Below are 24332 nucleotides of genomic sequence, written 5' to 3' on the forward strand. Positions count from 1 at the left end.
GGGTGATTTTTAGCTAAATCATTTTGACAGCTTCCGACACGGCTGTGGCGGCTGTTTTTTTGTCAATAATTACTGCAGATAATATTTTATTCAATATAGGAAGTGGGATAGGCGAATGTCCCTCTGCGAAATCAGCTACAGCAGCTAGATGAATGTCATCTTTTGCGTAGTAGCTAGCTTCGGGTGTGTCGCGTTGCTTCCACGTTGTAGAACTAATCCAAGGTAGAAAGTGCTTTTCTAAATGCCAGTCGGTTCTGTTCTGCAAAATAATTGAAATCTGACTACCATCTAGAAAATGACTTCCCCATAGTTCTACATCAACCAGCCCCTTTCTCCACTCACGTACTTCAGATTTCCAGTTCTTGGTCTGCAGGGCAGACGATGGAGCACCAATGGCAGCGAGGAAACGTTGAACTGGACCTGAATAGTAATTCAAAATGGAAGTTTGAGGGTTCCATACCAGCGCCCCAGAGTATTCGGGGAGCCGAACGCTGTAATAGAGAGAGGCGAAGCCTCCTCCCGAGCCACCAATAAAGAGCAATTTTTTTCCAGAATTAACGGCTATGGCCTTAAATAACTCGGTGAGTCGCATCTGGAATTTTGTTTCTGGAACTCCTGTATACCAGGCCAGATTTACTTCTTGGTTATTCTCGACGACCGGGTCTGAGACGCAAATAGAGGGTAAACGTAAATTTTTTGACAGAGCAACTCCACTAAAAAATGGAGGGTTTAGCTGTGCTCTGTTAGCAATAGCGCCACCAAAGAATACTGGAATAAAGTCATATTCTGTTTGAAACGGATCGCTCTGGAGTAGCAGAGTAACTGAAAAATTTTCTTTAGTTACAGTGTGTACCCCATCGGCATGGTGGTTTTGTGAACAGAATGCATCTGGCGAATACCACGTGGTGTGGGATGCGCCCCATGTCTGATAGTTATGCATTTAGGCTCCTAAAAATTTTGTATCTAATGGGGCGCCCCTCAAAATAAGAAAATATCATCCAATATTTTCGTTAAACATAGTTGAGATAATCGCTCGTGTTACCCTTTCTTTGCCAAGTTCATCTTCAAACCCAGTGGTGAAGGGGGTCTGGCCAAGAATTGCTTGGCTAATTTCCTCTGTAGATGAGAAAATCCAGTCTCTGGGGTAAATCAAGTCAGCTCCTGGCCAGTCGAGTGCCATCGGGCGAGCTCCAGAGGCTGCGCCATCTGGAAGCGTTAGATGGAACGACTCAAAATCACTCACAGAGAGTGCAATACCAATTTTTTGGTACCACTGAGGCATGTCGTTCCCGTGGGGATCAAAGACCACTGCGCCCGGTACTCTGTTGTTAATTTCGTCAATTCGGCTGTATTGAGCATTATAGTAAGCCATTTCATCGGGACGATTAAGCATCCAGGGGTAATCAGAAGGCTGTTTGCCCTTAATGAAAAGCTTATAACGGGTGTCTACCTGGTGGAGACGCTCAAGCACATCCAGTGCTCGGTCGAGACGCTTTCCTCTTGCAACAATTCCAACGAGCCCAATGTTAAACTCTGCACCATCAGTTTTGGGGAGAGAAAGAGCCTCAGTGTCGACTGTATTCGGAATAATAACGGTTTTATCAGCCGGAACGCCATGGCTAATTACCGCAGCTTGGCGTATTAACTCTCCAACGAAGATATACTTGCTAACACTTGAGTGTTTGATGCGGGAAAGGTAGGGGCGTCGTAGTTCCTGCGAATGAACTCTGACGACCAGCCTTTGGTGCGGTTTCACATGCTGTGAGTACCATACAGCATTTCCTAGACCCCACTCACAGAAGATAACGTCAGCCTGTTCTAATAGCCTGATGGATAATTCTTCGTCATGTTTGCTATGGTCTGCCCATTGATCAATCAGGATACCCTTTGCTTCTTTTTCAGTTGCTGAAATAAGATCTCGGGCAAACTTTAAATCATGCCCTGCAAACAGGACAGTAAGGTTTTTGAGTGACTCGACATCACCAAAACTATCAAAATCGCCAATAGGCTCAGTTCCGGTAGATTCCTCGATAGGAGGAAGCAGCAGTTCTAGACTGCTCAGATTAGTGAATTCTTCAGCATTCTTAAACCTCGAAAGACTACCATCTGATAGATTTCTATCTTCGCTGTAGGGTGTTGCCAGAGGCATCCCGCTATCAGAAGAAGTCGCGGTTCGGTATGTTATATGCTTCCAAGAACCGTAACGGGTACTGTAGAGCAGATCCTCAAAATGTGTACGGGGGAGGGTGCCCGATACAGTTGAGATCCAGGTGCCAATTTTTTCAGAAGAGCTAAAGTTGCCGATGATTATTTTGGTTTCTGAGTGCTTGAACAAAGCGTCTGCAACCGAAGAGGGTCTACTTAGGTAGATAGCTTCGGGCTTTACAGACTGGCTAGCAATAGCCTTCAGCACTTCAGGCGAAGAATCTGCGACAACCACAGAATATGAATCCAGCGTCGGTGCCTTAACAGCAATCCCTGCAGTGCGTGCCAAAATCGTTAACGCAGTATTGACGGTATGGGCTCTATACACTGTGCGTAGCTGGAACCATGCTTCATTGATTCTGGCAACCGGATTTGTCGTCCAAGAATACAGCAGAGCTTTCCATAGCTCTGCATCATTGGATGCAGGAATTGTGTTACCGAAAGTTTCCTCAATACCGCGCCCCGGACCTGAGAGGACAAGACCACCACAAGCGGCAATTTCGACTACACGACGGGAAAACATAGTCGGAGAGTCACTGACAGAATTTACGTTAATGTGCGCGATATGTGTTTTGTAGGAGTCAATAACCTCCTGGTAGGGGAGAACCCCGCGAACATTGCTTTGGAACTCATCTGGGAAAGAATACGGAGAGTTTTCGTATGCCAGCTGGCGATCATAAATAGCAAGCCCGAAAGGTTGAGCAACCTCTAACATGCGACGCAGCTGCTGAGAACGAAGCTTGTAACGATCTCCATAGTAGGTTCCAGCATGGGCAATAGTTGAGTCGAACGGACGCTGAGAAGCTAACGGATTGTGGATAGCTGGCTGAGCATAAAAAGGTAAAGATGAAACAGTTTTATTGACGGACCATTGATTTGAGAGATATTTTGGAACCATGTTACCGTCAGTAGTGAAGACATGGTCGCAACGAGCAGCTATTTTATAAAAACGCTCGTAGTGGATTGGATCTTCTTTATTCCAAAATACAGTGGGTACTCCTAGCTCACGGCAGGTGTTGATTACACCGATAATGTCGCTGTTTTCTTCAGCACCGTAGTAACCTACCCCCTTATGCCATTCCCCAGAGTTGCCGTTCCACGCTGATTCAATAAAAACCAAATCATAGTTATGCTTTAGAAGCTGTTTCTTCCAAGAACTCCGCCTAATGGGCGATGTTTTAAAGGAAGCTGCTAGCGTAGAGGAAGTGAACTCGTCAGCAATAACACCAACCTTTAAATCTTTAAGTTCACGCATGTCGGCCGCAAGGTGGGCCTTATGGAAGGTTACAGCCTGCCTATGAGCCTCTACTATCTGGCTTCCGATATTTGCCCAAGTTCTGTGATCAACTGTCCAAAGTCTTGCTGCTCTACCTAGATTTGATGCTAGCTCACTATCTTCAATTAGCCGACGGATAGCTTTTGCTAGCTCAGACGCGTTCCCGGCTTCAAATAGCAAGGCTCTTTCCTCAAGACCAGCAAGGTCTTTGTGAGGGGCGACGTCAGAGAGAATAACTGCCTTAGCGGAACTAAATGCCTCAAGCGGCTTGAGCGGAGAAACAAGTTCGGTTACCGGCAATGATAGCCTTGGGCAAGGCATGATATCGATACAGCTGATAAGACGAGGAACTTCGTCCATGGGGATTCTGCCAACAAACATAATATTCTTGAGCTGACGCTCTTGCTGTTGTTGTTGGAGATCCTGATATGATTTGCCTGAACCCGCTATAACTACCTGATGCTTGACCCCTTGTTCTGAAAGAATTGCAGAGGCATCTAATAAAGTAGATAGACCTTCATAGGGAACAGTCGAGCCAACAAAACCAATGGTTGGTAAATCCAGCGAAATATTATACTTTTTAGCGTAGTTTTCGTCTGCAGGTAGCGGAACAAAACGCCTGGTATCTACAGCATTAGGGGCTAATGAAATTTTATTTTTGGGTACCCCCCGGCGAACTAGCTCATCGGCTACCTGCTGAGTAATTGCCAGTACGCCATCGGCCTCATTAGCTACGAACGTTTCAAGCTGTACGGCTAGTTTATAGCGCTCAGACTGTTCCCAGCCAGGCTTTTCGGATGCTTCCGTGACTTCCCATAAACCTCGCACTTCATATACGAAAGGAACGCCAAGGCGACGCGCAGCGATAAGAGCCGGCAAAGCGGTGAGGTGATTGGACGCTGACTGAATTAGGCTAGGACGTTGCAGCCGTGCTTCACGCACGTAAGCATCAGCTGCTTGGAGAATATATCGATCCGCAGGAACAGCAGTTAAATTCTCTCCAGGGAGATGAATAAAGTTAATATCGTCTAGGGCTCGAACTGTCCTGCGCATCGAAGGCTTAGGGGTATCAGTCGCAGAATCCCAAGGGTACCCGGCGCGTGCTACTACTGATACGTCAAGCCCTGCGCTTTTAAGGCCCTTCACCACACCTAGCGTTCGAGTTGAGTAACCGTTGGAGTTGTATGCAGGGGTTGAGTGCGCACAGTACATCACTCGATTAGATTCAGGTTGGTATGCGCACCCTTCTGCCCGCGGTGGTAAACCGTCCAAAAGGTGAGGAAGCTTAGCAAAGCCTAAGATGCGATCAACCAAGACCCGGTCTTTAGGAGATAGGGCTTTGACAATTGCTGGGTTATCTTTAATGAAAGCTTGGACCTGCTGAACAGAACCAAGAGTAAACCATAGACGGTTTACAACAAACATAAAGTTCTGAGGGGTTTTAGAAGTTGCGTAATCATCTAAAAGTGTTTCAATACTTCTCTGACTGACAGGAACTGAATGAACCCGAGACTTTATAGCCTGCACTTTTTTCGAACTATTATTCTTTACGCTGTTGCCTGCTGGCTTTGAAGAGGCTTTTGCCGAGCCAACTTGCGAGCTGGTATTGATGCTGTGCGAATTCGACTTCGATGAGGCATCTTGAGCTGCTTTGGTGTTTACCAGTTTACGCATAGCTAGGGTGTAAGAACTAATGGCCCGGCTAAGACGGAGAGCACGTGAGGCTCTGAGTCGCTTAAGGTCATCTTTGAGCCGTTTAGTCTCTGCACGGTAGGCGCGCAGAGACCCTTCAGCTTTGCTAAGGCGGTCTTCAGCGAGGTTTTTTAAAGATTCTGCTTCTTCTAGTCTCTTATTGAGCTGCTTAACTTCAGATTTTAAAACCTCATACTCAGCTAGCTGCTTGCGATATCTTAGGTCGCGGGCAACTAGTCCCTGGTAGTTGGTATATAGTTTTTCCGGATCACGCATAGCCGCTTCAATTTTGATGTGGCGGATATCTTCGGGCGACCGGGATTCATCTGAGTACATAGGGTAGTGAAACTTTCTATACCTGGAGCTAAGGAAGAAAAAGGAGATTAAGACTAACGCCAGACACCCTTGGTATCAATAACCTTTTTACCAGCAAGCTTGGAACGATCGACTGTCTTGAAGACCTGGTGGTCTACCAGCAACAGGACAATATCAGCCTGCTGGAGAGCCTCCTGCGTTGTAGCCAGAGTAAGGTTCTTGGAATTCTGCAGTTTTGCCGGTAGCTCATTGACGTGTGGTTCAACAGCCAGAATTTGAGCCTGGGGAAAGGCCTTTGCGAGTTTTGCGGTTATCTCAAGCGCAGGAGATTCACGAAGGTCATCGATGTCGGGCTTGAAGGCTAGGCCAAGCGCAGCAATAATCGGGCGCTCGGCATTGAGCTCAGCAACAGCATCTGCGACCTTGCCTAACACCCAGCTAGGCTTACCATCATTAACCTCACGGGCGGTGCGAATCAGGTTAGAGTTCTCGCGGTCTGTTGACACAATGAACCAGGGGTCAACAGCGATACAGTGACCGCCAACGCCGGGGCCAGGCTGCAAAATATTCACGCGAGGGTGCTTATTCGCTAGGTTAATAAGTTCCCAAACATCGATACCAAGCTTGTCAGAAATCAGCGACAGCTCATTTGCAAAAGCAATATTGACATCGCGGAAAGAATTTTCGGTTAGCTTAGCCATCTCAGCGGTAACATCGTCTGTTGCTACCAGCTCACCGGTGCAGAAAGCTCCGTAAATCTCCTTGGCAATTTCAGTAGCCTTTGCGGTTTGCCCGCCAATAATACGAGAGTTAGTGATGAGCTCTTCCATAGCGTAGCCGGGTAGAATACGCTCGGGGCAGTAAGCGAAGTAGATGACCGGCTTGCCTTCAGAGTTTTCGGTACCATCAGCAACAAGATCAGGGCGAAGCTCGAGGACCTTAGCAGCAAGCTTCTGAGTAGTCTTGGGGGGAGAGGTGGACTCAAGGATAATCAGTTCATCACCCTTGAGCTGCGGCGCGATGCTTTTAGCAGCAGCCATGATGTAAGAAAGGTCCCCTTCATAGTTCTCCTTGAAGGGAGTGGGAACCGCAATGACGTAAACATCAGCATGGGGCATCTCTGTGGTTGCCCTGAGATTGCTAGAAGAAATAGCCTTCTGCAGCTGCTCTTCAAGCCCCGGTTCTACGATGGTGACCTCACCACGGTTGATGCGCTCTACATTAGCGGCATTGATATCAACACCGGTTACTTTAAGGCCGTGGTTAGCCATTACAACGGCTGTCGGCAGACCGATGTAGCCAAGGCCTACGAAAGCTACAGTACGAGTGGGCATAGGGGAACCTTCTTTAAATGTGCTGGGTGTGTAGTGATGATGTTCTACGGGAGGCGTATCTATAACATAATATCGCGTTTGTTTAGCCCGTAATACACAGCCTGATTTCTGGCTAGAATCGTTTCGTCAGAGATGTCCCACGTGTGAGAGCCCTGGGATTGGCGAACTTGGATGAAGTTGAAGGGGGAGGTTGCGTAGATAGAACCGTTTGCCTTAAGCACAGACTCCAGGAAAGCACTGTCTTCGCCTATGCTGATGGGGTCAAAAGGGTTAGCCCTGAAGGTAACGGCCCAACCCATAATGGTGGGGCCAGCTACAAAATCTGTAAAACGATGGACTACGTTGGCTCGGCGTAGAACCGTGATATCTGTATTTTTTAAATACATGTAATGGGTGCCCTTGCCTACGAGGTCTGCCCCAGAGAACTTTAGACAGTTCAATTGATCGATAAGATAGTAATCGCCATATAAATCATCATCATCCATTTTGGTGATAACTTCACCCTGCGCGGCAGCTACCATTAGGTTCATACATTCACCTAACGTTTTCGCAGAAGATGCTTGCAGTAGTGAGAAGTTATTGATTCCGTGCTGTTTCGCTAGCCTGTTTGCCTCCGATTGCTTGAGGGTAAAACCATGGGTCAGCAGAATGAGTTGAACCTGAACATCTTTCTGGCGTCCTACCGTCTCAAAGACTTTCTCGACTTGATGGGGTCGCATAGTTGCGACCATAACAGTCACCAAAGGGTCGTTCACAAATGAGCGAAGACTTGCCTTAGCCTGAACTCCTATAACCTGCAACACTTGTTGAGCACGATGCGCGTACGTGTGTCGAGTCCAGATTTCCCGTTGTGCCATATGTACAGAACGTGCTCGTAAAACTTCAGAATTAAGTAGGGACCGAACTTTCAATTCAGCATCTGCTTCATTTTCTACCACCAGTAGCTGACGCTCATCAAAGAACTGTCGAATAGCCGCAGAGCCAGTTGTCACTACCGGGGTACCTGAAGCCAAAATTTCAAAAATACGTCGGGCACACATACTTGGTGAATCAATAACTGAATTTACATTCAGAAAAACCTTGTGAGCTTTATAAGCTCTTACCATCTGCAGATATGGCAGAGACCCCACAACATGGCTAGCAAACGGTTCAGGGAACTGATACTTAGCGTCTTTACCCCAAAATCTGGAATAAATCTCGAAGGGCTCACCGCTCTTAGCAGCTCCGGCCAGAGCGCCGGTTAGCAGCGTATCCATCTGCTCGCGGCGTTCTGGAAACTTATGGGCAAAATAAGTCCCTGCAAAAGCAACACCCCGAGACCCCCCATGTTTGCTTGCACGTATGGGGTTATGGAGACTTGGAGCAGCTGCAAATGATAAAGGGAACACACGGTCATGACCAAGCTTTTCCCGATATCGGGGCACCATGTTTGAGTCAGATGTAAAGACATAATCAAAAAGACGTGCAGTATCGAGAAAATCCTCAAAATGAGGAGGGTCTTCTTTATTCCAAAACACGCTAGGAATACCCTGCTCTTTACACCAGGCAAGAAGCTCAATAACAGCAGGACGTGGAGCGCTCGGACCGGTCAAGTGGTACTGCCAGGCACCCCCATTACCTGCCCAGGCAGATTCTACTAACAAAAAATCTACCGGGTTTTCGGTGATCTGCTGGAGCCAATCTTCTGGTGTAACTACTACAGTTTCAAACTCAGCTCCCCACGCCTGCAAAGAAAAATCATCAAGAATAACCGCGGCACGAACACCTGGATACGTCAGAGGTAAGGGCAGCGCCTTCGACGGCTCAAATTCTAGACGGTACCCAGAACCAAGCCGCGGGTCTCTAACTACTTTTGGAATTTCTCCCACTGCTTGCGAACCTGTTAATACCTTTGCGCCAGATCTAACTAGGTCACCATGATTACGCCCAAACAGCTGCTCTCTGCGCAAAAAAGTTTTCAGCTGCTTTATCCCACCATGCCGAACATGCCAAACTCTCTTACGTATGCCTAAAAGGGTTTCTTGCACATCACCTAGTACCTGCATATTCAGCCTCCTCGCAACTCACATCATAGACGTCCTTTTTCACATACTATAGTTCAGACTGAAAAAACAATCGCCGAGAGGAACTGGCTATCACCGACTCACCGCGAATCTACGTCTACGGCTCCTGCGTTGCTCGGGACACCGTCGCTGCTCTGCCTGCCGGAAGCTACACCCTGGCAGGGTACACAGCCCGCCACTCCGTACTCTCCGAAGGTAGCGACGCCAGCGAGAAACTACCGGCCAGCCTCGGTCTCAACTCAGCCTTCCAAGAACGCATGGTCCGTGACGACTGGGCAGGAACCCCCCTGAAACAGCTCTTCCAACGAGCAGAAACCATCGATATATTTCTCTGGGACCTTACCGACGAGCGCCACGGCGTGCACTGGTTCATGAGCGGAGAAATCATCACCCGCTCCATCGACCTCATTCATTCACAGCCAGCTCTCGATGCTCTTGAACCCCACACCCACGTGCCCTTCGGGAGCGACACCCACTTCGAAGGCTGGTGCGAGAAGACCGACGCCTTCGTCGACAGGCTCCGGGATGCTGGCCTGTTAGAGCGCACCCGCCTGCTACACATCAACTGGGCTGAAACAACCCCCGGCGGGCAGCCCACACCCGCCTCAATGGGGCTCAGCGCCCCCGAAGCAAACCGGCTCTACGCCCGCTACTATGAGCACCTAGCCGCTGCCGGCGTCCGCACCATCACCGTGCCCGTCAACATCACCTACGCAGACCCCAACCACCGCTGGGGCCTAGCCCCCTTCCACTACACCCATGAGGTGTACCGCTACGTCATCGACCAGCTTAGGGCAGAAGGATATCGGGTTTAACCTAAACGCTAGAGAAAAATGAAACCTGCACCCCGGTCTCTCTCCACATGAAAGTGGCGCTGGTTGCCCTATGCAATGCTCTTGGCACTACATACGGCTACCAGCGCCACAGTCAAGAGGGGAGCGCCTCATGCTCGGCTACGAGCCCTGGCAGCCGCTACAACCTAAGCCCTACCTACTTGTAGGAGCCCAGCAGCACCGCCGCGCCGCCGTCCACGCCCTTAGCGCCCTGCACATAATCGGGGTTGGCCTTGTGCTCGCCGGTGTCCTTCTGCACGGTACCCAGTACCCAGGACGGCAGACCACGCTTGTTCAGACGCTCAACGGCCGCATCAGCAACCGACGGGTCAACCACAGCAATCATGCCCACACCCAGGTTGAGGGTGCGTTCCAGGTCAGCCTGGGGCACAGAACCCAGCTCACCAATCAGCTTGAAAATCGCCGGAATCTCCCAGGTCGAACGCTCCACCACGCCCACGGTACCTACCGGCAGCACACGGGCCAGGTTAGCGGCCAGACCGCCACCGGTCACATGCGAGAAGCCGCGTACGCCCGAACCGGTCTGGCCGTCCTCACCGTTCACGGGGAAAGCCTCAATCAAATCCAGGCAGTCAGCGGTGTAAATGCGGGTGGGCTCCAGTAGCTCCTCACCCAGGGTGCGGCCCAGCTCGGCCACCTCACGCTCGTACTCCCAGCCAGCAACCGAAAGCACCTTACGCACCAGGGAGTAGCCGTTAGAGTGAATACCGCTGGAGGCCATAGCAATCAGCACATCGCCCTCACGCACGCGGTCGGGCCCCAGCAGCTCGTCAGCCTCAACGATGCCGGTAGCGGCACCTGCCACGTCGTACTCGTCCTCAGCCAGCAGACCGGGGTGCTCAGCGGTTTCGCCGCCCACCAGGGCTGTACCAGCCAGGGAGCAGCCCTCAGCCACACCGCGCACAATATCAGCAATGCGCTCGGGTACCACCTTACCGGTGGCAATGTAGTCGGTCATAAAGAGGGGGCGGGCACCGGTCACCACGATATCGTCGACCACCATACCCACCAGGTCATGGCCAATGGTGTGGTGGATATCGAGCTTCTGGGCAATTGCCACCTTGGTGCCCACACCATCGGTGGAGGTTGCCAGGTAGGGCTTGCGGTAATCCTTGAGCACAGACAGGTCAAAGAGGCCAGCAAAGCCGCCCACACCGCCAACCACACCGGCCCCGTGAGTTGCCTTGACGGCGTCCTTCATCAGCTCAACAGCGCGGTCGCCCGCCTCAACATCTACACCAGCCGAAGCGTAGGTAACTGCGTTCTGGTTCTCGCTCATTTAGCGGGCCTCTCGGTCAGTGCCGGTAGAATCGGCAGGAATCGTATCTTGGGGAAGGACTAAATCTTCAAGGTCTGAATCGGGGCCAGGCTCACAAGAGCCGGTGCCCGATGACGCCGCCGGGGCACCATCAAACTTGTGCTCCAGCGCCTCGGTGCCGGGGCGGGTTTCGATAGACACCGCCTTGGCCTTAGAAGGCTTATGGGCAACAGGACGCTCCACCGTCACCTCAGCCGCGGTACCGGCCAGCGGGCCCCCCTTGGAATCATCAAAGATGGACTTGCCGCGGCGGTCTTCGCTGGGTAGCTCGATGGGGTACTTACCGGTAAAGCAGGCGGTGCACAGGCGCTCGCGCGGCTGCTCGGTAGCGGCAATCATGCCCTCTTCTGAGATGAAGCCCAGGGAATCTGCACCCAGCGACTTACCGATCTCTTCAATGGTCAGCCCGTTAGCAATCAGTTCGGAACGCGAGGCAAAGTCAATACCGTAGAAGCAGGGCCACTTGACCGGCGGGGACGAAATCCGCACATGGACCTCTTTCGCACCAGCCTCTCGCAGCATGCGCACCAGGGCCCGCTGGGTGTTACCGCGAACGATAGAATCGTCAATCACGACCAGGCGCTTACCCTCTACTACGGAGCGCAGGGGGTTGAGCTTGAGCCTAATGCCCAGCTGGCGGATGGTCTGTGAAGGCTGAATGAAGGTGCGGCCCACATAGGCGTTCTTCACCAGGCCGTTGCCGAAGGGAATGCCGGATTCCTCGGCGTAACCAATCGCCGCCGGGGTACCGGACTCGGGCGTGGGCATAACCAGGTCAGCCTCTACATGGTGCTCACGGGCCAGCTGACGCCCCATCTCAACACGGGACTCATAGACGCTGCGGCCCGAAATCGTGGTATCGGGTCGGGCCAGGTAGACATACTCAAAGACGCAACCGGCGGGCTTAGCTTCGGCGAAGCGCTGGGAGCGCAGGCCATCCTCGTCGATGGTGATGAACTCACCGGGCTCTACCTCGCGCACGAAGGACGCACCGACGATGTCGAGGGCAGCGGTTTCTGAGGCGATGACCCAGCCGCGGTCAAGACGGCCCAAGACCAGCGGACGCACGCCCTGGGGGTCGCGAGCAGCGTAGAGGGTGTGCTCGTCCATGAAGACCAGGCAGAAAGCACCTGAGAGAGTGGGGAGCAGATCGAGGGCGGCCTCTTCGAGGCTGTCAAAGTTGTGATCCTTGAGCAGGGCAGTGACCAGGGCGGTGTCGGTGGTGTTGCCCTGGGCGAGCTCACCGCGTTCGGGGCGCTTACCGCCGTTCTTAGCCAGCAGACGGTCGTAAAGGTCAGCCGAGTTAACCAGGTTGCCGTTGTGGGCCAGAGCTAGCGTGCCGTGGGGGGTGTCGCCCAGGGTCGGCTGCGCGTTCTGCCAAATGTTGCCACCGGTGGTGGAGTAGCGGCAGTGACCCACCGCCATATGGCCGGTCATTGAGTTGAGGGTGGCCTCGTCAAACACCTGGGATACCAGGCCAATATCTTTGTAGACGTTCAGGTGTTTGCCGTCGCTGGTGGCGATACCGGCTGACTCCTGGCCACGGTGCTGTAGAGCGTAGAGGCCGTAGTAGGTGAGCTTAGCGATATCTTCGCCGGGGGCCCATACACCAAAGACGCCGCATTCGTCTTTAGGGCCGTGATCAACGGGGTCAAGGTCGAAGGATAGTTTTCCGTCAGGACGAGCCAAGGTGGTTTTCCGTCTCTTGTTGTGGGGTGGTTATCTCGCCGCGTAGCGTGGGGTAGCGCACGTGAGCGAGCGAACATATCAAGTGTACCTGCCCGATACGCTGCTGATAAGTAAAGCCCACCGTGTGAACGTTTCTGCTCACGGGTGGGCTTGGCTTAGTCTTGCTGGCTGACAGCGCGGTAGGTGGTGGTGCGCTTGGCCGAGCGCTTATCGAGGAGCAGGGCTACTACGATGGCAGCGGCGGTGCAGAGGGCCCCGAAGATAACGGCCATCACGCCGTAGATTGCGCCAAAAGTATAGTTGGGGTTTTCCGGGCCGAGGGCGGTCACAACAAAAGCCACAATGAGGCCGACGAGCAAGCCGGTGATAGCAAAGGCCGGCAGGGAGGGGGCGCGGCGCACCGTCAGGTTGGCACGGTCAGGCGCGGACGCCGGCGCAAAGTGCTGGCCGGGGGCTGCCTGCTTCTCAGTCTCGGTGAGAGGAGCAGCAGGTTCGGTGGGGCGACGGAATCTCGACAGGATGCTCATAACTACTAACTTTACCAAGGCTAGATTTATAAATCGCCTGTTGTCTGTGCCAACTCTAAAGCATGGAGAGATGTATATCTTTGACTTTGTGTATATGCGCTTCCGCGACCGTGACGCTCGTGTTTAATGGGATGGTTAAGGGTTCTATGCTCACCGTGGGGAGGTTTTTCGTCGGGTGATGAAAGGATAAAAACCTGGTAACGACCACCTTCCCAACCTGCAGCGCGGGCAGCCAAGATAGCGTTACCAAGTTTGCGTTCATTTCGGTTGTTGCTTGCTATGAGCTGCTCTGCGTGTTCTTCAGACCAGGGCACATCATCACGTTTAAATTTGATTCGTGCTACTTCAGGCTTAATCTCTTTCTCCGAGTAAAAGGCTATATATTTGACGTCCTTGAAGGATCTCCCGGCCTGGCACACGTAGATATGGTGGTCGCAGTAGAGAGGCCAGGCGTCCTTCCCCGCTACCACAACGGTGTCTTCTGAGTTTACGGGCTTCTCTGCGTAGATAGTATGAACTCTCGATACAGATCGCATCCATTTCTCGAACTGCGGGTCTATATAACCAGCCAACTTAAAGATTCTTGTAGCTTCAAAGAGAATGTCTGTATTAAGCAGAGAATCGTGGTGGGCGATCCTATTTCTAAATTTTCTTACAGCTTCTAGCTCTACAGCGACAGATTTACGCTTCCCTTGGTAGGCGTACGGAAATGCTTTATGCAGGCATTTTTTCCATAGCTCATCATATTTGCTTCCCAGCAGTCCAGACCAGAAGCCAAAAGAAAGAGATGCTGAAATCTGCTCCCGGTTATTTTGATGTACTTCAGGGAGCCGATTCCGCCCTGTTGCTATCATTTCAGCAATGTGATGATTGATGAGTGGCTGTGAAAAAATCCACGGGACGCTTGAGGGGCTCTGTTCGTGGTATTCCCTGAGGGCCTTATCTATGGAATTACGCACCCCTACTTCAAGGTAAGCAATCAGCTCAAAGCAGGTACTCGCCATGCGATGTATCCAGGTGTAAAGTTCCAGCGCTTCTGGAGCTGAAGCTGTTTGTGCTCTGTAAGGCGAGAGACGTGGTTCGGAGAGAAGCTCCAAAATTTTTGTAATGTCCATCTCATTTTTATCAGGCATGTGTTCATGCTAGCATGAGTGTGAACGCCCCGGTGCGGCCTCTGCCTTGAGTAAGCTCCCGGGGCTTTTATTTTTAAAGAAGTGGCAGATAGTCGCTGAGATCTGCCCTTAGCCCGGACGCCGAAATCGCGGGGGCAGCACTCTGCCAGCTGTCATAACCCAGCGCGATAGCGCACCAGGTCATCGGGTCGGTTTCAACAACGTTGGGCGGGGTGCCGCGGGTATGCCGCGGCCCGGCAATACACTGGGTCACCCCAAAAGGCGGCACCCGCACCTCCACCGAATTCCCCGGGGCAAGAGTCGCTAGCTCCTCGAGTAGAAAACGGACGGACGCCGCCCGCACGCTCCGGGGCAGGGCAGCGAAAGCCGCCGCGCGGGCGTCCTCACCCTCTGCCCCCTCAAAAACCTGCCGTACCTGGGCAAGGGCGGCGAGGCCGTCCGCCTCGGTAATCTTGCGGCGAATCGCCATTAGAGGAGCCCCTCGAAGGCAGCGCCAGGCTCAAGAGAACCAACGGGCTGCCCGCCGCCGGTGATGGGTAGGGTGGTTCCAGCAATCGCCCGGTCAGCCACCTCAGCCTCTACATAACCTGCGGCCTGGAGCGCCCGCACCGCGGCCAGGGAAGCAGCCCTGTTAGAGCCGTCAAGCATCTTCAGCGCCACCGATGCGCCAGAGCGCAACCCAATAGCCAGCACACCCTCAGCCCCGCGCTTAACCACAGCGTCGAGGGTCTCAGCCAGCACCGTATCGGAGCCGCCCGTAGCGTGGACGTACTCGGGGTAGTCCACCATAGCCGTAGCGACGGTGGCTGCGCGGGCATCAGCTGTAATGTTCTCAACCGCCGAGCCCAGAGTGGAATAGGCCCGGGCAAGGCCCACCAGCGAGGTAGCAGCAACAGGGGCACCGCACCCGTCCACGGTCACATACTGGGGAGTTTCACCCGTGAATTCCTCAATAGTCTGAAGTACCAGCTCCTGCAGGGGGTGGTGCGGGTCGGTGTAGTTATCTGTCGACCACCCCGACTTCACACAGCCCCACAGAAAGGCCGCGTGCTTACCGGAACAGTTAAAAGCCAGACGCTGCTTGTCGTGGCCGGCCCTTACCAGTGCGTGGTAACTGGGCTCATCAGCAGGCCAGGCAGGAGGGCAGAGTAGCGCATCGGCGGTCAGCCCGGCCTCAGCCAGCACCGACTGGGCAACCTTCATATGCTCAAAAGAACCGGTATGGGAACCGGCAGCCAGCGCAATCTGGGCCCCCTGTAGCTCAGCCCCCGCGTTCATCGATGCAATAGCCTGCAAGGGTTTGAGCGCCGAACGGGCATAGACCAGAGCTTCGGGGGTTCCCAGGCTCAAGGCGGTAGAACCGTCGGGCGCCAGTACGACCAGCGACCCCACATGGCGGGACTCGATAAAGTCACCACGGGTGACGACTGCCAGCTCTGCTGCCTGCTGCGCGGTAAAAGTCTGCATGCCCACCAGTCTACTGGGTAGCCACTAGCGCTGAAACGAGCGATGCCCGCACTTATTCTGATTCATCCGCAACTAGTTGCGGGTTTTTCAGAATAAATGCGGGCATCTGCCGACTGACCGTGCGAGATGGGCCGGGTGCGGCGTCCTCGCTACTGCTCTTTCTGCTGCTCAGAAAGGGCCTTGAGCGCCTCGCGGGCCGCGCGGGCAGCTCGCTGCGCCTCAACCTGGGCTTCGTCTGCCGCGGCCAGGGCCTGGTCGGCAGCAACCACAGCGGCCTGGGCCAGCGCTCGTGTGGACTCAACCGCCACAACCTGGGTGGGGCTGACCGGACGCTCCGGAGCGGATACCGGTTGCTGAGCGGGTGCCGGGGTCACCACTTCGTGCCGAGCGTCTTCCACCGGGGCGGACGTCCGCGCTTCAGTAGGTACCGGGGCCGCCTCTTCCTCCTGGGCCCGAGCTTCGAGCTTGGTGCCCTCAACGTCCAGGTCGGGGAGCAGGCGGTCGAGCCAGGCGGGGAGCCACCAGGCCTTTTCACCCAGCAGGTACATGAGCGCCGGAATCAGGGTCATGCGCACGACGAAGGCGTCCAGCAGAACACCGACCGCCAGCACGAAGCCGATGGAAGCAATCATGGGGTCACCGGAGAAGACGAAGCCGATAAAGACACCGGCCATAATCAGCGCAGCAGCGGTGACCACGCGGGCGCCGTGATGATAGCCCACGACAACCGAGGTCTTGGCTCCACGACCGTGCGAGTAGGCCTCTCGCATGCCCGAGACCAGGAAGAGCTGGTAGTCCATAGCCAGGCCGAAGAGAATACCCACAGCCAGAATCGGCAGGAAGGCAAGCAGCGGGCCGGGGGTTGAAACGTTGAAGAGCTCAGCAACCCAGCCCCACTGGAATACAGCCGTGGTCGCACCGAGCGCTGCCAGCAGGGAGAAGAGGAAGCCCAAGGTCGCGGTGACCGGCACCAGAATGGAGCGGAATACCAGAATCAGAACCAGCAACGACAGACCCATCACCAGCGCAACGTACACCGGCAGAACCTCAGCCAGGTTCTGGGCAATATCAACGGCCATTGCGGTCTGACCGGTGACGCCGAAGGTCACCTCACCGTTATCGGTTGAGACGGTCATATCACGCAGGGCGTGCACCAGGTCGGTGGTTGACTGGGCGTTGGGGCCCTCGTCGGGAATCACCTGGTAGAGCAGGGCGGAGTTATCGTCAGAGATCATGGCGGGAATGACGGCTGAAACGTCGCTCTGATCCAGAAGGTCCTGGCCCACCTCAACCTGCAGAGCCTTAGCCTGTTCCTCGGTGGTTCCCTCGGGCAGGCGAGCTGCTACCACGATGGGGCCGTTCTGACCCTCACCAAACTTGTCGGCAATCGTGGTGTACGAGATGTAGGCAGCTGAATCCGTGGTTTGGGAGGCACCGGTCGGCAGACCCAACCGCATATCGGTCACCGGCAGGGCGACAGCACCCAGCGCCAGAACCGCAGCGGCAACGGTGGCAATCGGCTTCTTCAAGATCAGGCCGATCCAGCCGCGGTGGGCCTCCTCATGGGCAGCCGCCGCCTGCTTAGCTTCTGCCCGAATGGAAGCTGCCTGGGCGTCGTCCTCGCTGGCAGCCTGAGCGCCAGCCGCAATTTTCGCCCGCTGCTTTTTACTCAGGATGCGCTCACCCAGCAGAGACATCACGGCGGGGGAGAGAGTGGTGGCTACCGCCACGGCAACAGCAACCGCAAAGGCACCGGCGTTACCCATCACGCCCAGGAAGGGGATGCCCACGACGTTCAGACCCAGCAGGGCGATGATAACGGTGGCACCGGCAAAGAAGACCGCGCCGCCGGAGGTGCCGGTGGCCAGGGCGATGGACTCCTTCACGTTCATCCCCTTAGCCAGGTTGGTGCGGTGGCGGTTCAGAATGAAGAGGGTGTAGTCGATACCCACAGCCAGGCCTAGCATGGTGCCCAGGGTGGGAGTAGTGGAGGTCATCTCGATGACGCTCGAGAGCGATAGGACGGCCAGGGCCGAGGTGCCCACGCCAATAATCGCCATGATAATCGGCAGCCCGGCAGCGACCAGGGTGCCCAGCATCAGGAAGAGGACGATAAAGGCAATGCCGATGCCGATAGCCTCAGCGGTCGCGTTCATCTCTGTTTCGATACCCTGCATGTACTGGTCGTAGGTGACGGTCAGGCCGTTATCGGACAGCACGTTGAGCTTCTGCTGGGTTTCTTCGAGAGTTTCTACAGGGATAGAACCGGTCTCAGCATCGAAAGTAACAGAGATAATGGCGGTGGAGTTATCCTCAGAAATCGCAACACCGCTCTCAGACATCTGCAGCAGAGCAGCGTTCTGCTCGATAGTGCCCTTACCGCTCTCTAACTGAGAACGGGAATCTTCAAGCTGGGCAAGACCGGCTTCATAGTCGGCGCGACCCTGATCGAGCTGGGCCTGGGCCTCTTCCAGCTGGGTGCGGCCCTGATTGAGCTGCTCAGCGGTAGCGTCCAGCTGAGCCCTCTGGGCATCCAGCTGAGCCTGCTGGCCGTTGAGCTCACCAAAAGCTTCCGGCGGAGCACCCTCACCCTCAAGACGGCTACGGGCCTCGTTCAGCTGATTCTGGGCGTCCTCAAGCTGGGCATACCCCTCATCGAGCTGCTGCTGACCAGACTCAAGCTCACCCTTGCGGGAATCAAGCTCAGCCTGCCCCGAATCCAACTGGGCCTTAGCGGCATCAAGCTGAGCTTGGCCGTCCGCAAGCTGCTGCTCGCCCCCGCTCACCTCAGCCTGACCCGCCTCAAGTTGCGCCTGGCCGTCCGCAAGCTGCTGAGCTACAGCAAAGGGGTCGGTGACGCTATCAACGCCCTCAACGGTCTCGGACTCAGCAACGGCGCTCGCCACAGCAGCCTTCTGCGCATCGGTGAAGGCTGAGCCGTCCTCGGTCTGCACAATGGCAGAACCGGTACCGGCATTGAGATTCAGATTGAAGGTGTCGCTCAGCTCTTCCTGAACCAGCTGCGCCTCGGTGCCAGGAATAGTGATGGAATCGGTCAAATCGCCCTTAAAAGAGGCGTAGGCGCCGCCAGCTAGAGCAATCACCAGCGCCCAGATACCGATAACGGCCCAGGCACGGCGAGCTGCAAAGCTACCGACTTTATAGAGGAACTCAGACATGGCCTGCCGGTTTTCCTTTCGTGTGGTTGTGTTTTCTCTTAAACGGTCTGGTGGGAGGTAGCGCTGCCGTCAGCGGCAAATACCGGGGTTCCGGCTGCTACCTGGTTGATGTAAGCGTGGATATGGGGCACGATCATCTGGGGCTCGATAACCAGTTGCTTTGTGGGCTCTTCAAAAATGTTTTCGTCAAGTTCTTGAGCGAACCGCACAAAGGCGAAAACATAACCCATCAGCAGGTTGTAGGCGAAGAGACCAAGGGCTAGTGACTGGTCGAGTGATAGATCGGGGTAGAGCTGATCAAACTCGCTACAGAGGGCGTTGCAGATATCGCCCAGGGTGAGGGTGACTTCGCGGGCTACCAGGTCAAACTCTTCCTCGACCAGTGCTGCGCCCAGGGTGACAAAGCGGACGAGATCCTGCTGCACCCTTTCGGTTTCTACCGCCTCGTGGAAGTGCTGCACCAGGGCCTGCGGGAGGTCTTCAATAGCGACTCCCCGGGGGAAGGGGGGCTCGTCGATGCAGGATTCGAGGTGGGATGAGAGCTGGTAGGTTAGGGCGTCTTCGAGCTTTTTGAAGTGGTTGAAGACGGTGCGTTCTGAGACCCCTGCCTGCTCTGCAAGGGCCGAGGCTGTTAGGCCTGTTCGCCCGCCGGTGAGCACAAGGTGTTCAGCGGCCGCGGCGATTTTTTGCTTGGACGCCGTCGAGCGGGCCCTGCGCCGGTCGAGGGGAGGGGTGTGTTTCAGCATGTATTTACAGTAACTGCAATATTGCAGGAACTGCAAATAGTTGGAGGTGTGGGGTTGGGTACTACTGTGGGCCGTGTGGCCGGCGCAAGTCTTCCGCACTTATTCTGATTTACCCGCAACTAGTTGCGGGGTTTTCAGAATGAGTGCGGAGAGACGGTGGAGTGTGTGATTTGAGCGGTTTCGACTATGACCTTCTGTTGCAATTTTTTCCACAGATTCGGTACACGCCTTGACAAGGGTGAACTGAAGTTATCCACAGGTTTGAAAATAGTGCTTGAGTGCTCACTGCCGCTCTGCAACAGTAGTCCCATGCACGACAGAATTGAACGGGTTGCCTCCACGGTCAAAACATCTCAACAACTCAACTTTGAAGGGCTGAGTAAAAACCTCATCGGCGCTATGCACCGGCGGGGTGAACTTATTAGGCTGACGCGGGGTGTCTATGTTTCAGCTGTAGAAGGCCGGCAGTTCACGCCCGAAGAGCGGTGTATCGCTGTAACGATAGCGCTCGCGATGTCTCATCGGCAGGCGGTACTCAGTCACGCATCTGCTGCGCTGATGTGGGGTGCTCCGCTCTTCGGGCTGCCCGCCAAGGTTGAGCTGTCCCTTCCCCGCTCTAACCACCGGCACCATAGCCAGGTCAGGTACCACAGCTCCCGTTCGGACGTGTGCGAGCTGGCTCGTACGGTAGCTGGTTTTTCAGTCACAGACCCACTGACCACGATTCTCGACTGTGCTCGAACCTTACCTGTAGTTCAGGCCCTGGCAGTTACAGACTATTTTCTGCACCGCGCCCATGTAGGTTATCGCGATGTCCATGCCCGGCTCATGGGCGCTCGCGGTTATGGAACGAGCAGTTTTTCCCTGATTGCTGAGTCGATGAGCGCTTTGACCGAGTCCCCTCTCGAATCGCTGGCAATGCTTAGAATCGTGCAGTCCAAACTCGAACGTCCTCGTCAGCAGCTGGAAATAAGAGCGCACGATGGCAGGGTGCACCGTTCAGATTTCGCCTGGGAAGCGCTGAAACTTCTGTTAGAGGTCGACGGCCTGCATAAGTACTACGGTGCCTACCGCCCGACAGAGGAGCAGCTACGCAGGGATGCCCTGCGCCAACGTTCGCTTGAACTTATGGGCTGGACGGTCGTTCGAGCCACCTGGGACGACCTTATGAACAGGCCGCAGGTCGTGATTCAGCGCCTCATGCATGGTGGAGTGAGGAAGTTGGAACAGTGATTATCGAGACCTCTCCGCATTTATTCTGAAAACACCGCAACTAGTTGCGGGTAAATCAGAATAAATGCGGAAAGGCGATGGATGACGTGAGTTGAGTGGGGGCATCGCGGTGCGGACGCCGATACGCGCCTACCAGCCCCGAGCGGGCGTGCCGGTGCGGGCGTCCGCAAAAATCAATCGGCAAAAACCGCTCAAACTGCGGTAAAAACTTCATCAAATCGTGACCTTGCCGGTAGCCTAAAAGAATGAAGGTTTTGGTACTGGGCCCCGGTGGTCGTGAACACGCAATTATTCGAGCACTCCTGAAAGATCCAGCCGTTACCGAGGTGCACTCAGCCCCCGGTAATGCGGGTATCGCCCAGGACGTCCCCGTGCACGCTATCGATGCAAATAACCCCGAGGCAGCCCTTACGCTAGCCACCGAGCTGGCCGCTGACCTGGTCGTCATTGGCCCCGAAGCGCCCCTGGTCGCAGGCGTCTCTGATACCCTGCGCGATGCCGGCTTCGCCGTTTTCGGCCCGTCCAAGCCCGCTGCCCTGCTCGAAGGGTCCAAGGCCTTTGCCAAGGAAGTCATGGCCAGCGCCAATGTGCCCACCGCTATGGCTAAGGTCGCTACCAACCGCGAAGAAGCAGAAACCGCTCTCGCTACCTTTGGCGCCCCCTACGTCGTGAAAGATGACGGCCTGGCTGCCGGTAAGGGTGTCGTCGTCACCGAAGATTTCGATTCAGCCCTGGCCCACGCTGAATCCTGCTTTGCAGCTGGCGGTAGCGTCGTCATCGAAGAGTACCTGGATGGCCCCGAAGTCTCCCTCTTCGTGATTTCCGACGGCAGCACCTGCCTGCCCCTTTCACCCGCCCAGGACTTCAAGCGTATTTTCGACAACGACGAGGGCCCCAACACCGGTGGCATGGGCGCTTACACCCCCCTGCCCTGGCTGCCCGAAGGTTTCGTCGAAGAGGTCATTGAGCGCGTAGCTCAGCCCACCGTTGATGAAATGGCCCGCCGCGGTACCCCCTTTGTAGGTGTGCTTTACTGCGGTCTGGCAGCTACCTCCCGCGGCATCCGCGTGATCGAATTCAACGCCCGCTTTGGTGACCCCGAAACCCAGGCCGTTCTGGCCCGCCTGCGCACCCCGCTCGGCGGCGTCCTTCTGGCAGCGGCCAAGGGCGAACTGCCCGCCGACCTTGCTCTTGACTGGGACCCCCGCACCGCCGTCGACGTGGTTATGGCTGCAGAGAACTACCCCGATACTCCCCGCAAGGGCGATGCCATCACCGGCCTGGACGCCGCTAACCAGCGCGAGAGCGTTCATGTTGACCACGCAGGAACCGCCCTCGACGGTGAAGAGATCGTCACCACCGGCGGCCGTGTGCTGGCTGTTGTCGCCCTGGGCGAGAACCTCACCGAAGCCCGCGAGGCTGCCTACGCCGGCGTGCGCGACATTGCCTGGAAGGGTGCCCAGTACCGTTCAGACATTGCGCTCGCTGCCGCTGAGAATCGCATTCAGATTCCCACCCAGAACTAACCTCCTGTGACTGCCCACCGCACCCGCGTGGGCAGTCACTTTTCTATCACCTCACAGCCCACCTGCACACCCCCAGGAGAAAATCATGAGCCATACCCCCGTAGACATTCCCGGCTGGAAGCACGTGTATTCCGGCAAGGTCCGTGACCTCTACATTCCCGACGAGGATACCCAGGACGTCACCGGCCTGAACGTAAAGGACGACGCCGAGCTGCGCGCCGGTTCCGTGATGGTGGTTGCCACCGACCGTATCAGCGCCTTTGACCAGGTGCTTCCCACCGAGATTCCTGATAAGGGCAAGATTCTGACCCAGATGTCCCTCTGGTGGTTTGAACAGCTCAAGGGTGTGCCCAATCATGTGCTGTCCACCGATGTGCCCGAGGTTGTGGCTGGTCGCGCCATGATCTGTAAGTCTCTCAACATGTTCCCGGTTGAGTGCATTGTGCGCGGCTACCTCACCGGTTCGGGTCTGGCCTCCTACCGCAAGACAGGTAAGGTCAACGAGTTTGAGCTGCCCGCTGGTCTAGTGGACGGCTCCCGTCTGGAGCCCGCCCTCTTTACCCCTACCGGTAAGGCAGAGGTGGGGGAGCACGATGAGCCCATTACCCGCGAAGAGCTCGACGCTGAGGTGGGTGAGGCGATCGCCGACCGCCTACAGGAACTGACCCTCTACGTTTACGAAACCGCCGAGAAGATCGCCCGTGAACGCGGCATTATTCTGGCCGACACCAAGATTGAGTTCGGTACCGACTCCTACCGCGGTGAAATTACCTTGGGCGACGAGGTCCTGACCCCCGATTCATCCCGTTTCTGGGATGCTAATGACTACGAGCCCGGCCGCGCCCAGGCGTCTTTCGATAAGCAGTACGTACGTGACTGGCTCAAGAGCGAGGAGTCGGGCTGGGACGGCACCGGCCCTGTGCCCGAACTTCCTGCCGAGGTCGTAGAGAAGACCCGTGCCCGCTACGTTGAGGCCTACGAGCGTCTAACCGGTCAGAAGTTCGAGGCCTAGACCTGCCCATCGCGCACCTTCTGGTGGTACTCGTAATGGGCGGCACCAATTTCTGAGAGGGCGTAGAACCAACGAATGTGCTCAGCGACTGTTCGCTGGGCACGTTCTGCATCTCCTGCGATAACCGCCGCATAGATGGCTCGGTGTTGCTCTTGGAGCTCCCGCTTGGTGGCCTGCCAGTCGTCGAGGTAGGGCACGGCCTCCTGCACATAGCCCACGGTGGCCAGGTGCAGGGAGTCAATGACGGTGTCCATGACGATGTTGCCGCCGAGGGAGGAAATTTCGTAGTGGAAGCGGGTGTCGCAGAAGTGGAAGCGGTCATCGCTAATATCTGCGTGATCCATTTCGTCGAGGTACTGCCGGGCGGTTGCTAGGGACGCGGCGTGTTCGGGTTTCTGGGCTACATCGGCTGCCCGGGCGGCGGCTTCACCTTCGAGCAGGACGCGGGTGCTCACGATATCTGCTACCGGCAGGGTGCGGGTGGCGATGTGCATGCGCAGGGCCCAGCCCAGGGCGTCCGAAGGTTCCGATACTACGACTGCACCGGCTTTGGGGCCAGAACCCACTCCCGAGCGAATGAGACCCACGGCTGAGAGAATGCGCAGGGCTTCGCGCACCGAGGCACGGGAAATGCCGTACTCTTCGGCGAGGGAACGCTCACCGGGCAGGCGGTCGCCGACGCGCAGCTGGCCGTGGCGCAACCGGTGTTCGATGGACTCGAGCAGGGCGGTATAGGTGGGCTCTTTTTCTTTCACGCGCTGTC

At 55.4% G+C, this 24332-nt stretch carries 17 protein-coding genes; 4 read left to right on the forward strand and 13 right to left on the reverse strand.

The genetic code is table 11. The features are described from left to right. Positions 1–13: 13 nt before the first annotated feature. The 4 genes from ACEE43_RS10185 to ACEE43_RS10200 are packed head-to-tail and all read right to left on the reverse strand — an operon-like array spanning position 14 to position 8867. Positions 14–940 carry a hypothetical protein gene (locus tag ACEE43_RS10185; RefSeq protein WP_449107552.1) on the reverse strand — a complete coding sequence of 309 codons (927 nt, stop codon included), beginning with the start codon at positions 938–940 and terminating at the stop codon, positions 14–16. Positions 941–994: 54 nt separating this feature from the next. Further along, complete coding sequence (locus ACEE43_RS10190; protein WP_449107553.1) at positions 995–5509, reverse strand: glycosyltransferase; 4515 nt, start codon at positions 5507–5509, stop codon at positions 995–997. A gap of 53 nt (positions 5510–5562) precedes the next feature. After that, positions 5563–6822 (reverse strand): UDP-N-acetyl-D-mannosamine dehydrogenase, encoded by a 1260-nt coding sequence (gene wecC, locus ACEE43_RS10195; protein ID WP_449107554.1) that lies wholly within the window; start codon positions 6820–6822, stop codon positions 5563–5565. 59 nt (positions 6823–6881) lie between these two features. Then, positions 6882–8867: a CgeB family protein gene (locus tag ACEE43_RS10200; RefSeq protein WP_449107555.1), complete on the reverse strand. Its 1986-nt coding sequence runs from the start codon at positions 8865–8867 to the stop codon at positions 6882–6884. A gap of 107 nt (positions 8868–8974) precedes the next feature. On the opposite strand from ACEE43_RS10200, the gene ACEE43_RS10205 reads away from it, so the two are divergent. Next, positions 8975–9700, forward strand: coding sequence for a DUF6270 domain-containing protein (locus ACEE43_RS10205; RefSeq protein WP_449107620.1), 726 nt, complete (start codon positions 8975–8977; stop codon positions 9698–9700). A gap of 175 nt (positions 9701–9875) precedes the next feature. On the opposite strand, the gene purM is transcribed toward ACEE43_RS10205, so the two are convergent. From purM to ACEE43_RS10245, 8 genes are all read right to left on the reverse strand, one after another. Then, positions 9876–11018 (reverse strand): phosphoribosylformylglycinamidine cyclo-ligase, encoded by a 1143-nt coding sequence (gene purM, locus ACEE43_RS10210; protein ID WP_346874928.1) that lies wholly within the window; start codon positions 11016–11018, stop codon positions 9876–9878. Continuing rightward, the gene (purF, locus tag ACEE43_RS10215) at positions 11019–12746 is read right to left on the reverse strand and encodes an amidophosphoribosyltransferase (protein WP_237210174.1); all 1728 of its coding nucleotides are present in this window, start codon (positions 12744–12746) and stop codon (positions 11019–11021) included. A gap of 155 nt (positions 12747–12901) precedes the next feature. Next, positions 12902–13273, reverse strand: coding sequence for a hypothetical protein (locus ACEE43_RS10220; protein ID WP_449107556.1), 372 nt, complete (start codon positions 13271–13273; stop codon positions 12902–12904). A 26-nt stretch (positions 13274–13299) separates the two neighbouring features. Further along, a complete protein-coding gene (locus tag ACEE43_RS10225; protein WP_449107557.1) occupies positions 13300–14406 on the reverse strand; it encodes a hypothetical protein in 1107 nt (368 codons plus the stop codon). A 73-nt stretch (positions 14407–14479) separates the two neighbouring features. Beyond that, complete coding sequence (locus tag ACEE43_RS10230; RefSeq protein WP_449107558.1) at positions 14480–14875, reverse strand: sterol carrier family protein; 396 nt, start codon at positions 14873–14875, stop codon at positions 14480–14482. Then, the gene (locus tag ACEE43_RS10235) at positions 14875–15873 is read right to left on the reverse strand and encodes an asparaginase (protein WP_449107559.1); all 999 of its coding nucleotides are present in this window, start codon (positions 15871–15873) and stop codon (positions 14875–14877) included. The genes ACEE43_RS10230 and ACEE43_RS10235 overlap by 1 nt, the downstream gene beginning before the upstream one ends. Positions 15874–16022: 149 nt before the next feature. Next, entirely contained in the window at positions 16023–19052 is a 3030-nt protein-coding gene (locus tag ACEE43_RS10240; RefSeq protein WP_449107560.1) for an MMPL family transporter, read from the reverse strand. Between the two features lie 38 nt (positions 19053–19090). Further along, positions 19091–19798 carry a TetR/AcrR family transcriptional regulator gene (locus ACEE43_RS10245; protein WP_449107561.1) on the reverse strand — a complete coding sequence of 236 codons (708 nt, stop codon included), beginning with the start codon at positions 19796–19798 and terminating at the stop codon, positions 19091–19093. Positions 19799–20107: 309 nt separating this feature from the next. Between ACEE43_RS10245 and ACEE43_RS10250 the strand changes: the two genes are divergently transcribed. The 3 genes from ACEE43_RS10250 to ACEE43_RS10260 all read left to right on the forward strand — a co-directional run bounded on the left by ACEE43_RS10250 (position 20108) and on the right by ACEE43_RS10260 (position 23569). Beyond that, entirely contained in the window at positions 20108–21031 is a 924-nt protein-coding gene (locus ACEE43_RS10250; protein WP_449122314.1) for a DUF559 domain-containing protein, read from the forward strand. 245 nt (positions 21032–21276) lie between these two features. Continuing rightward, positions 21277–22557, forward strand: a complete 1281-nt coding sequence (gene purD / locus ACEE43_RS10255) for a phosphoribosylamine--glycine ligase (RefSeq protein WP_449107563.1) — start codon at positions 21277–21279, stop codon at positions 22555–22557. 85 nt (positions 22558–22642) lie between these two features. Beyond that, positions 22643–23569 (forward strand): phosphoribosylaminoimidazolesuccinocarboxamide synthase, encoded by a 927-nt coding sequence (locus tag ACEE43_RS10260; protein WP_135012541.1) that lies wholly within the window; start codon positions 22643–22645, stop codon positions 23567–23569. Here the strand turns inward: ACEE43_RS10260 and ACEE43_RS10265 are convergent. Beyond that, entirely contained in the window at positions 23566–24324 is a 759-nt protein-coding gene (locus tag ACEE43_RS10265) for a FadR/GntR family transcriptional regulator (protein ID WP_237199883.1), read from the reverse strand. The genes ACEE43_RS10260 and ACEE43_RS10265 overlap by 4 nt on opposite strands. Positions 24325–24332 lie beyond the last annotated feature (8 nt).

This window comes from Rothia sp. 11254D007BW (assembly GCF_053548195.1).

Bases quoted from the DNA above. Each gene is read 5' to 3' on its own strand.
- ACEE43_RS10185 (WP_449107552.1), bottom strand. From the start codon at position 940: ATGCATAACTATCAGACATGGGGCGCATCCCACACCACGTGGTATTCG.
- ACEE43_RS10190 (WP_449107553.1), bottom strand. From the start codon at position 5,509: ATGTACTCAGATGAATCCCGGTCGCCCGAAGATATCCGCCACATCAAA.
- wecC (WP_449107554.1), bottom strand. From the start codon at position 6,822: ATGCCCACTCGTACTGTAGCTTTCGTAGGCCTTGGCTACATCGGTCTG.
- ACEE43_RS10200 (WP_449107555.1), bottom strand. From the start codon at position 8,867: ATGCAGGTACTAGGTGATGTGCAAGAAACCCTTTTAGGCATACGTAAG.
- purM (WP_346874928.1), bottom strand. From the start codon at position 11,018: ATGAGCGAGAACCAGAACGCAGTTACCTACGCTTCGGCTGGTGTAGAT.
- ACEE43_RS10220 (WP_449107556.1), bottom strand. From the start codon at position 13,273: ATGAGCATCCTGTCGAGATTCCGTCGCCCCACCGAACCTGCTGCTCCT.
- ACEE43_RS10225 (WP_449107557.1), bottom strand. From the start codon at position 14,406: ATGCCTGATAAAAATGAGATGGACATTACAAAAATTTTGGAGCTTCTC.
- ACEE43_RS10230 (WP_449107558.1), bottom strand. From the start codon at position 14,875: ATGGCGATTCGCCGCAAGATTACCGAGGCGGACGGCCTCGCCGCCCTT.
- ACEE43_RS10235 (WP_449107559.1), bottom strand. From the start codon at position 15,873: ATGCAGACTTTTACCGCGCAGCAGGCAGCAGAGCTGGCAGTCGTCACC.
- ACEE43_RS10240 (WP_449107560.1), bottom strand. From the start codon at position 19,052: ATGTCTGAGTTCCTCTATAAAGTCGGTAGCTTTGCAGCTCGCCGTGCC.
- ACEE43_RS10245 (WP_449107561.1), bottom strand. From the start codon at position 19,798: ATGCTGAAACACACCCCTCCCCTCGACCGGCGCAGGGCCCGCTCGACG.
- ACEE43_RS10250 (WP_449122314.1), top strand. From the start codon at position 20,108: ATGCACGACAGAATTGAACGGGTTGCCTCCACGGTCAAAACATCTCAA.
- purD (WP_449107563.1), top strand. From the start codon at position 21,277: ATGAAGGTTTTGGTACTGGGCCCCGGTGGTCGTGAACACGCAATTATT.
- ACEE43_RS10260 (WP_135012541.1), top strand. From the start codon at position 22,643: ATGAGCCATACCCCCGTAGACATTCCCGGCTGGAAGCACGTGTATTCC.